The organism is Flavobacterium movens (assembly GCF_039581425.1).
Classification (GTDB): Bacteria; Bacteroidota; Bacteroidia; order Flavobacteriales; family Flavobacteriaceae; genus Flavobacterium; species Flavobacterium luteolum.
Genome location: NZ_JBCPXY010000001.1, coordinates 705306 through 718431, shown reverse-complemented (window position 1 = coordinate 718431; position 13126 = coordinate 705306). Strand labels below are relative to the sequence as shown.

The 13126-nt window shown below is 33.7% G+C and carries 12 protein-coding genes; 8 read left to right on the top strand and 4 right to left on the bottom strand.

All coding sequences use genetic code 11. The features are described 5' to 3' along the window. Positions 1-98: 98 nt before the first annotated feature. Entirely contained in the window at positions 99-842 is a 744-nt protein-coding gene (locus AAYQ05_RS03055) for a PdaC/RsiV family protein (RefSeq protein ID WP_343541067.1), read from the top strand. An 86-nt stretch (positions 843-928) separates the two neighbouring features. Here the strand turns inward: AAYQ05_RS03055 and AAYQ05_RS03050 are convergent, their stop codons facing one another. From AAYQ05_RS03050 to AAYQ05_RS03035, 4 genes are all read right to left on the bottom strand, one after another. Continuing rightward, positions 929-2074 (bottom strand): ATP-binding protein, encoded by a 1146-nt coding sequence (locus AAYQ05_RS03050; protein ID WP_281634140.1) that lies wholly within the window; start codon positions 2072-2074, stop codon positions 929-931. 107 nt (positions 2075-2181) lie between these two features. Further along, on the bottom strand, positions 2182-2937 hold the full coding sequence (locus AAYQ05_RS03045; protein ID WP_343541066.1) for an SDR family NAD(P)-dependent oxidoreductase: 756 nt from the start codon (positions 2935-2937) through the stop codon (positions 2182-2184). A 76-nt stretch (positions 2938-3013) separates the two neighbouring features. After that, on the bottom strand, positions 3014-3520 hold the full coding sequence (locus tag AAYQ05_RS03040) for a GNAT family N-acetyltransferase (protein ID WP_343541064.1): 507 nt from the start codon (positions 3518-3520) through the stop codon (positions 3014-3016). An 18-nt stretch (positions 3521-3538) separates the two neighbouring features. Beyond that, complete coding sequence (locus tag AAYQ05_RS03035; protein ID WP_343541063.1) at positions 3539-4414, bottom strand: aldo/keto reductase; 876 nt, start codon at positions 4412-4414, stop codon at positions 3539-3541. Between the two features lie 212 nt (positions 4415-4626). Between AAYQ05_RS03035 and AAYQ05_RS03030 the strand changes: the two genes are divergently transcribed. The 7 genes from AAYQ05_RS03030 to AAYQ05_RS03000 all read left to right on the top strand — a co-directional run bounded on the left by AAYQ05_RS03030 (position 4627) and on the right by AAYQ05_RS03000 (position 13117). Then, positions 4627-5631, top strand: a complete 1005-nt coding sequence (locus AAYQ05_RS03030; protein ID WP_177211766.1) for an AAA family ATPase — start codon at positions 4627-4629, stop codon at positions 5629-5631. A gap of 80 nt (positions 5632-5711) precedes the next feature. Beyond that, positions 5712-6575: a DUF58 domain-containing protein gene (locus tag AAYQ05_RS03025; RefSeq protein ID WP_095928411.1), complete on the top strand. Its 864-nt coding sequence runs from the start codon at positions 5712-5714 to the stop codon at positions 6573-6575. A 64-nt stretch (positions 6576-6639) separates the two neighbouring features. Next, positions 6640-8274 carry a hypothetical protein gene (locus AAYQ05_RS03020; RefSeq protein ID WP_343541062.1) on the top strand — a complete coding sequence of 545 codons (1635 nt, stop codon included), beginning with the start codon at positions 6640-6642 and terminating at the stop codon, positions 8272-8274. Continuing rightward, complete coding sequence (locus AAYQ05_RS03015) at positions 8274-9275, top strand: vWA domain-containing protein (protein ID WP_177211764.1); 1002 nt, start codon at positions 8274-8276, stop codon at positions 9273-9275. Before AAYQ05_RS03020 ends, AAYQ05_RS03015 begins: the two co-directional genes overlap by 1 nt. 80 nt (positions 9276-9355) lie before the next feature. Next, positions 9356-10390: a vWA domain-containing protein gene (locus AAYQ05_RS03010; protein ID WP_343541060.1), complete on the top strand. Its 1035-nt coding sequence runs from the start codon at positions 9356-9358 to the stop codon at positions 10388-10390. Between the two features lie 126 nt (positions 10391-10516). Then, entirely contained in the window at positions 10517-11284 is a 768-nt protein-coding gene (locus tag AAYQ05_RS03005) for a tetratricopeptide repeat protein (RefSeq protein ID WP_343541059.1), read from the top strand. Between the two features lie 87 nt (positions 11285-11371). Further along, complete coding sequence (locus AAYQ05_RS03000) at positions 11372-13117, top strand: BatD family protein (protein WP_343541057.1); 1746 nt, start codon at positions 11372-11374, stop codon at positions 13115-13117. The last annotated feature ends 9 nt before the right edge of the window (positions 13118-13126 follow it).

The following is a 13126-nucleotide window of genomic DNA, read 5'->3' as shown; positions in this document are numbered from 1 at the left end:
ATAAATTTTAATTCCTTAATTCTTTTACAAATTTACCGCTTAATTTATTTTATCGCGACACAACTTCTTACCTTTGTAGATAATTAACACTTTTTGATATGAAAAATTACTTATTTATACTCTTTTTGTGTTTGATTTTTACAAGTTGCAAAAAAGAGCTTTCATTTGAAAATGAAACGTTTGAAGAGAAATCTACTGTACCGTGCGCAAATGACTGCCCAAAAATCACCATAGAAGTTCCAATTGCTAAAAATATTAAAGTAACATCAGACAGCATCAATAAAAAAGTCTTTGCTGTTATTAAGGAGATTGTTTTTTTTGAAGAAGATTCAGTAAAAGTCAATGATTATAAAGCGTTGTCAAAATCTTTTATTACTTCATACGAAGAAATGCATCAAAAATTTCCGAACGATACTTTTGGATGGGAAGCAAAAATAATCGGGAATGTAGAATTTCAATCAGACCAAATTCTGAATTTAAAAATTGATCATTACACTTTTACTGGTGGCGCACATGGTTATCAAGGTTACCGATCGTTACTATTCGATAAAAAAACAGGAAAAACCATTTTTAATAAACAGTTGTTTAAAAACGAAAATGAGTTTAAAAAGTTTGCTGAGAAAACATTCAGATCAAAATATAAAATTCCAGAAAAAGCCAATATTAATGCTACAGGTTTGATGTTTGAAAATGACAAATTTCAACTGCCGCAGAATATATTTTATACTTCTGAAGGTTTACTTTTATATTATAACTCATACGAAGCCGCATCTTACGCAGATGGGCCAAAAGAGCTTATATTTCCTTATGATGAAGTAAAAAAATATTTGAATTTTCAGTAGATAATTTCAGCATGAATTAGGCGCCTGCAGCGCATGTCTACAGAAAAACCTTAGAACCTTAGTATCTCAGCAACTCAAAACCTTTTTTACTGAACATCATATTTCATTTTACGCAAAACTCGTAAAGCTTCTTTAAAAGAAGAATAGATATTTTTATAAGGTTTCAAAAGCAATTTTGCATCAATTAGCTTCTGTCTGGCATCTTCGAAACCATTCAAATGACAAATCATAAAAGTAGAAGGAAGGTTTTCTAAATCTTTCATTTCACGTTCAGATAATGACATCTCTTTTTCCAATTTTCTAAGCAGCGCTATATTAGAATTATAAATATGGTGCAACATTTTTCGGTTAAACTCTGGTGGCTGAAAAAGCATTTGGCGATCAATTTTATAATAACCGTTGTCAAAAAAATAAATCGTTTGTTCTTCTAACGGATAATAACTCGTTTTGTCATTTAAGCCAAGTGGCACGTATTCTGTGATGGTAAAAGTATCATCATTATATTCGATTGTAACAACGTCTTGTGCTGAATAAAAAAGCTTAATTTGTTCGTTTATCAGTTCAATATCAACACGTGATAAATACGTTTTATCACGCAGCTTTTTTGGAACTCCAGCCCAGCAAATCACGAATAATTCTTTAAAAACACGATATTTTGGAGACATATCTTTATGTCTAAAATTCATAAAATCGATAACACCGTCTAAAGTATATTGAATACTATTTCGAGAACTGTTTTCTATTCCGATTACGGTTTCTGTATTTTGATTGCTTTTTTCGATTTCCTCGTGTTCTTCTAGAGGAATCGAATTACTGCCTCTCCTTATAAAAACACTATTAGCAAGAATGGTGTGGATTCCTTTTTTAAAGTAAGAGATTTTACTTTTGGGTTTTATAGTAACCAGGCCGATTACTTTGTCTTTTGGAAGGTTTGGAAAAGGGACATTTTCGTATTGAATTTTCGGTGGATTTTCTAAGAAAGCATTGACCAGATTCTGAATTCTGCTATCATCGAAGAAGTCATCGCCGACAATTTCGTTATCTTGATCTTCTACTCCAACTACGATATAAGAATTATTATTTGGGTTAGAATTGGACAATGCACAAATATGCTTTAAGAACTTTCCTTTTCCTTCTCTAGAATGAAGATTCAATTGCCTTTTCTTATCATAAAAACTGCTTTCGTCATTATGAGCGAGGAGATTTTTAATTAAAAGGCGCTTATTAATCATTATTCCGGATCTTTAGACTGACTTAGATTTTAGACTTCTTAGATTGGTTTTCAGTTTCCTAAGTTAAACTAAAGATCTGATTTTCTAAGAAGTCTAATCATCTAGTTTTAAATATTCTTTTTAACAATCGTCGAAGATGCTTGTGCTGTACTCATGACAACCAAATCAGCAATGTTTACATGATAAGGTCTCGAAACCACAAAATGAATAATATCGGCGATGTCTTCTGCCTGCAGCGGATCAAATCCTTTATAAACATTCGCTGCTCTTTCAACATCTCCTTTAAAACGAACTTCGCTGAATTCTGTTGCTACCATTCCTGGATGAATGCCTCCAACTCGAATTCCAAACGGATTCAAATCGATTCGCATTCCAGCAGTTATAGCATCAACCGCATGTTTAGAACCGCAGTATACATTTCCGTTCGGATAAACTTCTTTTGCCGCTGTTGAACCAATATTAATAATATGCCCCGATTGTCTTTCAACCATTTGCGGAATTATCGCTTTTGAAACATACAAAAGACCTTTCACATTAATATCAATCATAGCATCCCAATCGTCCAAATTTCCGTTCTGAATCGGATCTAAACCGTGGGCATTTCCAGCATTATTAATTAAAACGTCGATTGTAGAAAAATCGTTTGGCAAAGCTCCTATTTTTTCTAAAACTTCTTCTTTGTTTCGGACATCAAATGCTAAAGAATGAACTTCTGTAAAAGCCGAAAGTTCTTTTTGAAGTTCTTCCAAACGATCTGTACGTCTTCCGCAAAGGATCACTTTAAAATTGTTTTTTGCTAGGATCTGAGCGGTTGCTTTTCCAATTCCACTTGTTGCACCAGTAATTAAAACTGTTTTTTTCATTGTTTTTTCTTTAAAAAAGATTTTTTGCCACAGATTAAAGGATTAAAATGATTCTTTAATCTGTGGTAAAATATTTCTAATTCTTATTTTTCCACTCCTCCAAATTCAACACCATATTGAGCGCTGTCCAAGTTTCCCCATCTACTTCTCTTAAGTATTTTTTATCGGGATTTAAAGTAAACCCAACTTTTTCATAACACTTTTGAGCTCCGATATTAAAATCAAAAACATTCAATTCAATATTTTTTTCTTTTCTGTTTTCAGAAATATATTGCAGCAATAAAGTTACCATTTGTTCGCCAATTCCTTTTCCTCTTTGGTTTTTATCCATAATTAAGATTCGACCTAATTTTGCAAAACCGTCGTAAAAATAAATTTCGCAATGTCCAATAGTATTTCCATTAGAAACATCTACAACTCTAAAAGCAATTCTGTTTTCATCAGAAAGTGTTTTATCGATCTGCTGTTCTGTTAAAGGAAAAGTAAACTCTGGCCCGCCAAATTGCATCAAATCTTTGGCACTTTTGACAGAATCGATCAATTCAAAGTAATCTTTTCTCTCAAATTTTTCTAGGTATATCATTTTCAGAATAGTACAAAATTAAGGCACATCGTCACCCATACTTTCTGTCCAGATAGCAAACCAATCTTGGGTATCCATTTCCAGTTCTACTGCTTTCATTAAAGACTGAATTCTGGCAATATTTACAGTTCCCGCAATAGGAATTATTTTGGCAGGGTGTTTTAAAATCCAAGCTAATAATAAAGTATCAGACCCTAAATGGTATTTTTCTACTAATTCAGAAAACAGTTTTTTCAAACGACGTGTTTTTTTGGTATCTTCTCTAAAAACAGTTCCAAGCGGATTCCAAGATAACGGACGAATTCCATGTGTTTGCATATAATCTAAACTCCCGTCTGTCATTGCTTCGTAATGAGTTGCAGAAAACTGTACCTGATTATAACTCACTTCAGTTTTACTGCGAATTAATTCGGTTTGAGAGCTCGTAAAGTTAGAAAGTCCAAAATCGATAATTTTTCCTTCTCCTTTTAACTTTTCAATTGCTTCGGCAATTTCATCAGCCTGCATTAACGGACTTGGTCTATGAAGTAAAAAAACATCTACATAATCTGTTTTTAAATTCTTCAAAGATGTTTCTACAGACTTAATAATATAGTCTTTAGAATAATCATAATGTTTGATTTTGTTTTCAGGGCGTTTTTCAGCAATCATCTGAATTCCGCACTTGGTAATTAATTGTAATTTTTCACGATCAATTTTACTTGTGTGAAAGGCTTTTCCAAAATCGGCTTCGGTCGTATACGAACCGTAAATATCCGCGTGATCAAAAGTCGTAATTTTGTTTTCGATACTTACCTGTATCATGTTTTCCATTTCTTTGGTTGTAAGGTTTTTATCCCAAACTCCCCAATTCATAGTGCCCGAAATTATAGGCGATAAGACTGTTTTGCTCATAATAATTATGCATTATTTTTGGTAATAATTATGCTTTAATAAAACATAATCATCAAAGTTCTTAAAAATATAAAAATAGATTCACAATTAGTCCTTAAAATTAAGTCATTGGTCGAAGTTTTAACCATTCTTTAACATCTTACTTCTCAAAAAATATTCAATTTGCACTCTCAAAAATTAGGCGTAAAAATCAAGGTTTTAAAAATATTTATATGGAAGAAAATACAACGACTTTAGACATTAGAGCGATAAATGAAAAAATTGAAAGAGAAAGTGCTTTTATAGACCTTCTTACAATGGAAATGAACAAAGTTATTGTGGGTCAGAAACATATGGTCGAGCGTCTATTGATCGGATTACTTGGACAAGGGCATATTTTATTGGAAGGAGTTCCAGGTCTGGCAAAAACTTTAGCCATTAATACGCTTTCTCAAGCGGTTCAGGGTTCTTTCAGCCGTATCCAGTTTACGCCAGATTTACTGCCTGCCGATGTTATCGGAACCATGATTTACAACATTAAAGCAAACGAGTTCTCAATTAAAAAAGGACCAATTTTCGCCAATTTCGTACTTGCTGATGAGATTAACCGTGCTCCTGCTAAGGTTCAGTCAGCACTTTTGGAGGCAATGCAGGAAAAACAAGTTACTATTGGTGACACTACTTTCAAATTAGATCGTCCGTTTTTAGTATTAGCAACACAAAACCCTGTTGAACAAGAAGGAACATATGCACTTCCTGAAGCACAGGTTGACCGTTTTATGCTAAAAACTGTAATTGATTACCCAAAAATTGATGAAGAGCGTTTTGTAATTCGCCAAAACTTAAAAGGATCTTACGAAAAAGTAAATCCGGTAGTTTCTGTAGATCAGATTTTACGTGCGCAAGAAGCTGTTCGTGAAGTTTACATGGACGAAAAAATTGAGAAATATATCTTGGATATCATTTTTGCTACTCGTTATCCAGAAAAATACAAATTAGCCGATTTAAAACCGCTTATCAGTTTTGGAGCTTCTCCTCGTGGAAGTATCAACTTGGCTAATGCTGCAAAATGCTATGCTTTCATCAAACGTCGTGGTTATGTAATTCCAGAAGACGTTCGTGCAGTTGTTCACGATGTATTGCGTCACAGAGTAGGAATCACTTACGAAGCAGAAGCAGAAAACATCACTTCTGTAGACATTATCAACAAAATCGTTAACGAGATTGAGGTACCTTAAAAATTTGTTTCAAGTTTCAGGTTTCAAGTTGTTGCAAAGCAAACTTGAAACTTTTAAACTTTAAACTTTAAACAAATCAAATGGATACAAAAGAGCTTTTAAAAAAAGTACGGAAAATAGAAATCAAAACGAAAAGACTGAGTAATCACATCTTTTCGGGAGAATACCACTCTTCATTTAAAGGACGAGGAATGACGTTTAGCGAGGTGCGTCAATACCAATACGGAGATGATATTCGTAACATCGATTGGAATGTAACCGCACGCTACAACGAAGCTCACGTTAAAGTATTTGAAGAAGAACGCGAATTAACCATGGTTTTAATGGTCGATATTTCGGGTTCGGAATCTTTTGGTTCTAAAAATCAATTCAAGAAAGACATCGTAACCGAAATTGCGGCAACGATGGCTTTTTCGGCTACACAGAATAATGACAAAATTGGTTTAATATTATTTTCTGATACTGTAGAATTATATATTCCGCCAAAAAAAGGACGTTCGCACGTGCTTCGCATCATTCGAGAATTGATCGAATTTGAACCAAAAAGTCATAAAACAGACATTGCTCAAGCCTTGAAATTTTTATCTGGAACCCAGAAAAAGAAAGCTATTATTTTTATGATTTCCGATTTTATGTCTGACTCTTATGAGCATACTTTAAAAATCGCGTCTAAGAAGCATGACATCACTGGTGTTCGTGTGTACGATATCCGTGAAGAAAGAATTCCCAATTTAGGAATGGTAAACATGCTAGATGCCGAAACTGGAAAAATCCAATTGGTTGATACAAGTTCAAAAGCTGTTCGTATGAATTATGAGAAGCATTACCAGGAGAAATTAAATTACTTTAAAGATACTTTCCGTAAATCTGGAGCAGGAATTGTAAATACCAGAGTAGACGAAAATTACGTTACTAAACTATTAGGCTATTTCAAATCACGATAAAATTTTGGCAATTTTGATTAACCAATCAAAAATCGTTAATCTAAAATCAACAATCGTCAATCAAATGAAATTTAAACTTTATATATTTTTATTGCTTTTTTCTACTATGATTTTTGCGCAGCAGAAACCAGTAGAAACAAGTATTGATACTACAAAAAACAAAATTGGTGCAGAGTTCAAACTGACACTAAAAACGGTCGTAAACTCAAAATCAAAAGTTGAATTTCCAAAGCTTAAAAACATTGGGCCATTAGAAGTTATTCAATCTTATCCAGTTGATACGGTTAAGAAAGATGATACTTATGAGTTAATCAAAAAATATGGTTTAACACAGTTTGATTCTGGTCGTTATACAATTCCAAGCGTTAAGATTTTAATAGATAAAAAGCCTTTTTATAGCGATTCTATTAAGGTTGAAGTAGCCAATGTAAAAGTGGACACACTACAGCAAAAAATGTATGATATTAAAGATATTTCCACTGTTGACGAAGGCATCGGCAATTGGTGGATTTATGTTTTAATAGCTTTAGTAATTATCGGAATCGGAGCCTTTGTTTATTGGTACGTTAAAAAACGTCAGCTAAAAAAAATCGAAGAAGAAGTTTACAAAACACCTATCGAAAAAGCTACAAGCTTATTAAACAACTTAGAACAAAAAGAGCTGGTTCAAAAAGGCGAAATTAAAGAATACTATAGTGAATTAACTGATATTGCACGTAATTATATCGAAGAAGCGATTCATATTCCAGCAATGGAAAGTACTACTTCTGAGTTAATTTCCGCAATTAGAGATGCTTCTACCAAAAAGAAAATGACGCTTACGCCAGAAACAGTTGAAAATCTGGAACGCGTTTTACGTCAGGCCGATTTAGTAAAATTTGCGAAATCTAAACCGCTTGAATTTGAAATTAAAGAAGATAAAAATAAAATCCAGAAAGTAATTTTAACGCTTGATAATGCTATTCCGACAGAAGTTCCTGAGGATATAGAAGATCAATTGTTAAACGAAGCGCAAAGACAAAAACAAATTCAGGCACAGCTTAAGAAACAGCGCAATGCAAGAATCGGTTATGCTGTTGCCGCTATCATACTTTTATTGTTTGCTACAACAACTTTCTTTGTGGTTACCAAAGGATTCAATTACGTAAAAGACAATATAATTGGCCATCCTTCTAAAGAATTATTAGAAGGCGAATGGGTAAAAAGTGCTTACGGAAATCCAGCCGTTATTATTGAAACTCCAAAGGTTTTAAAAAGATTGGACGCGCAAAAAGCACTTCCAAAAGAAGCAATGGCTCTTATTAAAGAAATGCAGCTTTTTGCATACGGCAGCTTGATTGACAATTTCTATGTAACCGTTTCAACATCTAAATTTAAACAGCCAACAGATATTGATTTAAGCAAAACTCTTGAAGGAACGCTAAAAATTATTGAAGCTCAAGGCGGACAAAATATTATTGTAAAACAAGAAGATTTTCAAACAAACGAAGGTATTCAGGGAATAAAAGGTTACGGAACAATGACTGTTTTGAATCCAGCAACCAAAACAAGTACAAAGGCGTATTATGAATTGCTGCTTTTCAAACAAGATCAAGGTTTACAGCAAATTTTGATTTTACATGAAGAAGGCGATACTTATGCAAATGAAATCACTACCCGAATACTAAATTCTGTTGAACTTCAAAGAGCAAACAACTAATGAGCAAGATCACTTTTTTAAATCCAGAGTTTCTTTGGTTGTTTCTATTAATTCCGATTGCGATAATCTGGTTTTTCTGGAAACGCAACCAGCAGTCGGCTACCTTAAAAATGAGTTCGACAGCAGGATTCCAAAATAATGAATCGTTTTGGACCAAGTTCAAACCTGCTTTATACGTTTTCAGAATTCTTGCTTTATGTTCATTGATTATAGCATTGGCTCGACCAAGAACAGTAGACATTAGCAACCAGACTAAAACGACAAAAGGAATTGATATTGTAATGGCAATTGACGTTTCTGGCTCTATGCTGGCAAAAGATTTAAAGCCGAACCGTATGGAAGCTTTAAAAAGAGTGGCAGCAGATTTCGTTGAAGAAAGACCAAATGATAGAATCGGATTGGTTTTGTACGCTTCTGAAGCTTATACCAAAACTCCTGTAACTAGTGACAAAGCAATCATTCTTGAAGCTATAAAAGGTATTAAATACGATACGGTTTTACAAGACGGAACTGGAATTGGAATGGGATTGGCAACGGCTGTAAATCGTCTAAAAGACAGTAAAGCAAAAAGCCGTGTTATCATTTTGCTTACAGATGGTGTAAATAATGCTGGATTTATCGAACCAGAAACTGCCGCTGATATTGCAAAACAATACGGAATAAAAGTTTACACCATTGGTCTTGGAACAAACGGAATGGCAGAATCTCCATACGCATACGCACCAAACGGAGGTTTCTTATTCAAAATGCAAAAAGTTGAAATCGATGAAAGGCTGATGAAAAGTATTGCCCAAAAAACAGACGGAACATACTTTAGAGCTACAAGTAACGATAAATTAGCAGAAATATACAACTCAATCAATAAACTGGAAACAACAGAAATTCAAGAATTAAAATTCTATGATTATGATGAAAAGTACAGAGCTTTTGTTTTATTTGCAGGCTTTTTGCTGTTACTAGAAGTTGGATTAAGAAATACGGTTTATAGAAGCTTTATTTAATATTTTAGTCGCAGTCACAGCTTACAGTAAACAACTGAAAATTGCGACCGAAAATTGCGACTGAAAACTAGAATTAAAAAATGGAATTAGACGAAAAAAAATATTTATATCTCTTATTACTTATCCCAATTGTGGTCTGTATTTTTCTTTTCAATATGTATTGGAAGAGAAGAACACAACGAGAATTTGGTGACTTGGAAATGGTAAAAAGATTAAGCCCAGAGAAATCGGTTTTTAAACCAGTTTTAAAAATTGTAGTTATTCTTCTGGCACTTACCTGTTTGATTATGGGTTTGGTAAATCCGAAGATTGGAACCAAGATGGAGACCGTAAAACGAGAAGGTATTGACATCGTTTTTGCTGTCGACGTTTCTAAAAGTATGTTGGCAGAAGATGTCGTTCCTAGCCGTCTAGACAAAAGTAAACAGCTGGTTTCTCAGATCATTAATAATTTAGGAAGCGATAGAATTGGAATCGTAGCTTACGCAGGTAGCGCTTTCCCAGTTTTACCAATTACATCAGATTACAGCGTTGCAAAAATGTTTTTACAGAGTATGAGTCCAGGAATGGTTTCGTCTCAAGGAACATCTTTAGATGAAGCGATTAAATTGTCTTCGACTTACTTTGATGAAAAAAGCAAAACTAGCAAATTATTAATCCTGATTTCTGATGGTGAAGATCATTCTGAAGGCGCGGCTGCCGCGGCAGAAGAAGCCAATAAACTAGGAATGAAAATCATTACAATTGGAGTTGGTACAGAAAAAGGAGGAACAATTCCGCTAAAAGAAAATGGTGTTGTAAGAGGTTATCAAAAAGATCAAAACGGAGAAACCGTAATTACCAAATTAAATCAGGAAGGTTTAAAAACAATTGCAAAAGCAACAAAAGGTGGTTATGTTTACGGCGGAAGCACAAAAGAAGTGTTAGAATATGTCAAAAATGCTTTAAACAATATTCAGAAAACAGAATTTGAGGCAACACAAATGGCCGAGTTTCAATCGCAGTTTCAGTGGTTTATCGGATTTGCATTTTTATTGCTTTTCCTAGACATTTTCTTATTAGAAAGAAAAACAAGCTGGATCAAAGAGTTGGATTTATTTAATGAAAAGAAATAAAAAAGTTAGCCACTAATTACTCGAATTTACACGAAAGACAATTATTTAATTTGTTAAATTCAAAAATAATGATAAAAAAATTAGTGCCAATTAGTGAAATTCGTGGCGAAAAAAAATAAAATTAGAATGAAAAATTTACTCCTTTATATTTTACTAACCGTTTCTTTTGCAGTTTCTGCTCAAGAAAAAGACAAAACGTTGCCTACTGGTAATGAAGAATATAAGCAGAATAAATTTACTGATGCTGAGGCAAACTATAGAATTTCGGAATCAAAATTTCCTAAAAAATCAGCAGCGCCTTATAATTTAGGAAATACCATTTACAGACAAAATCAGATTTCGGAAGCTAAATTTGCTTACGCGAAAGCAATAAAAAATGCCAAAACAAGACCTGAAAAACACAAGGCTTATCATAACCTTGGAAATACTTTCATGAAAGAGAAAGATTATACTCAGGCAGTTGAAGCTTACAAACAAGCACTTCGTAACGATCCAACCGATGAGGAAACACGTTACAATTATGCTTATGCCAAACAAAAGCTAAAAGAAAATCCTCCTAAAAACGATCAGAAAGATAAAAATAAGGACAAAGACAAGGATAAGGATAAAAACAAAGACAAGGACAAGGACAAGGATAAAAATAAAGATAAAGACAAGGATAAAAAAGACGATAAAGGCGATCCAGACAAAGACAAAAAAGATGGCCAAAATGATCCTAAGAAAGACGACAAATCAGACAATCAAGGCCAGCCAAAACCACAGCCTGGAGGAATATCAAAAGAACGTGTTCAGAATTTATTAGATGCGGTTAATAATGAAGAAAAGAAAATTCAGGACAAAGTAAACGCTCAAAAAGTAAAAGGTAGTCCTAAGAAAACAGAAAAAGACTGGTAAAATAAGTTGAATCGTTTAATCGTTTATTTGTTATTACAAAACGATTAAACGGTTTAACAGTTAAACAAACAACGACTAAAACAAGTAATGAAAAGATATTTAATTCTATTTCTAATCACTTTTCAAGGACTTATGGCTCAAGTACAATTTGAAGCCAGAGTCAGCAAAAACTCGCTTGGAATAAATGAAAGACTTCGCATAGACTTCATCATGAATGTGGACGGAGATAATTTCGAGCAACCTTCTTTTGACGGATTTAAAATGGTTGCGGGACCAAGCCAACAGATTAGCCAGTCTTGGATAAACGGACGCAGTTCTTTTCAAAAAATATACTCCTATATCTTACAACCTGAAAGAAAAGGTGCCTTAACAATAAAACAGGCCGCTATAGAATTCAATGGACAGGTTTACAAAACCAATCCGATAAAGGTTACAGTAACCAATGCTGTGGCTCAGGAAAGAGATCCAAATGACAGACCTCAAGGATCTGGAAATGAATTATTGGAACTTGTTGCCGAAATCTCAAAAACAAATCCGTACTTAAACGAACCTATTACAGTCGTTTACAAACTGTATTTCAATAATATTGGTGTTACTGGTTTTAAAGAATTGGCAAAACCTAAATACAATGATTTTTGGAATCAGAACATTGATGTTAAGCAGCTTTCTGTACAGCAAGGTTCTTACCAAGGTCAGCAAGCTTATTATGTAATCTTAAAAAAGACTATTCTATATCCTCAAAAATCAGGAAGACTTACAATTGAACCTCTTTCACTAGATATTGGTGTACAGTTACCAACAAATCGTCGTGACATGTTTGGCCAAATGATTATTGCAGAAGACAATAAAGTGGTTTCTGCTGGAGCAAAAACAATCAATGTGCGACCGCTTCCAGAAACAAACAAACCAGAAGGATTTACGGGTGCTGTCGGAAGATTTAATTTTACCGTAACTCCGTCAAAAACAACGCTTAAAAATGGTGAAGGACTTGACTTAATCGTAAGCGCACAAGGTAGCGGAAATATGAAGTTATTTACACTTCCAAAACCAGTTGTACCGAATGCGTTAGAAATGTATGATCCTGTTCATGATGAAAACGTGACGACTTCTCTGACGGGTATGTCTGGAAGAATTACAGATAAATATACGATTGTACCGCAATACAGAGGAAAATATGCGATCAAACCAATGCAGTTTTCTTATTTTGATTTGAGTACTGGCACATATAAAACCATTACTTCAAAAGAAATTATGGTTGATGTTTTAGACGGACCAACGCCAGCGGAAGCAAATACAGGAGCAGCATCTAAAAATGTTGTTGCAAAAGCTGATCAATTTAAAAACATAAAACCTAAAACAATATTAATTCCTATTGCGAAAAAAGATTTTTATGATTCAAATCTATATTTAGGATTATTGTTAGCTCCATTTATCATTATTCCAATAATCATTTTAGCTAGAAAGAAAAAAGAGGCTATGGATAGTGATGTTACTGGAAACAGAATTAGAATGAACAATAAGCTGGCTAAAAAATATTTATCGCAAGCCAAGAAACATCTTAACAACAAAGAGCCTTTCTATATCGCATTAGAAAAAGCAATGCATAACTTCTTGAAAGCAAAACTGCATATTGAAACTTCAGAAATGAGTAAAGACAATATTAGAGAATTGCTATTGTCTAGAAATGCAAATGCAGAAACGGTTCAGAATTTTATTGCTTTGACTGAAAACTGCGAATTTGCACGTTATGCACCAGCATCGAGCGCTTCAATTCAGCAGGATTATGATAAAGCGGTTATGATTATTTCTGAATTAGAAAAACAGATTGTTTAAACGTAATAA

Excerpts from the sequence above, each read along its gene's own strand:
- AAYQ05_RS03055 (WP_343541067.1), top strand. The coding sequence starts at position 99 with ATGAAAAATTACTTATTTATACTCTTTTTGTGTTTGATTTTTACAAGT.
- AAYQ05_RS03050 (WP_281634140.1), bottom strand. The coding sequence starts at position 2,074 with ATGATTAATAAGCGCCTTTTAATTAAAAATCTCCTCGCTCATAATGAC.
- AAYQ05_RS03045 (WP_343541066.1), bottom strand. The coding sequence starts at position 2,937 with ATGAAAAAAACAGTTTTAATTACTGGTGCAACAAGTGGAATTGGAAAA.
- AAYQ05_RS03040 (WP_343541064.1), bottom strand. The coding sequence starts at position 3,520 with ATGATATACCTAGAAAAATTTGAGAGAAAAGATTACTTTGAATTGATC.
- AAYQ05_RS03035 (WP_343541063.1), bottom strand. The coding sequence starts at position 4,414 with ATGAGCAAAACAGTCTTATCGCCTATAATTTCGGGCACTATGAATTGG.
- AAYQ05_RS03030 (WP_177211766.1), top strand. The coding sequence starts at position 4,627 with ATGGAAGAAAATACAACGACTTTAGACATTAGAGCGATAAATGAAAAA.
- AAYQ05_RS03025 (WP_095928411.1), top strand. The coding sequence starts at position 5,712 with ATGGATACAAAAGAGCTTTTAAAAAAAGTACGGAAAATAGAAATCAAA.
- AAYQ05_RS03020 (WP_343541062.1), top strand. The coding sequence starts at position 6,640 with ATGAAATTTAAACTTTATATATTTTTATTGCTTTTTTCTACTATGATT.
- AAYQ05_RS03015 (WP_177211764.1), top strand. The coding sequence starts at position 8,274 with ATGAGCAAGATCACTTTTTTAAATCCAGAGTTTCTTTGGTTGTTTCTA.
- AAYQ05_RS03010 (WP_343541060.1), top strand. The coding sequence starts at position 9,356 with ATGGAATTAGACGAAAAAAAATATTTATATCTCTTATTACTTATCCCA.
- AAYQ05_RS03005 (WP_343541059.1), top strand. The coding sequence starts at position 10,517 with ATGAAAAATTTACTCCTTTATATTTTACTAACCGTTTCTTTTGCAGTT.
- AAYQ05_RS03000 (WP_343541057.1), top strand. The coding sequence starts at position 11,372 with ATGAAAAGATATTTAATTCTATTTCTAATCACTTTTCAAGGACTTATG.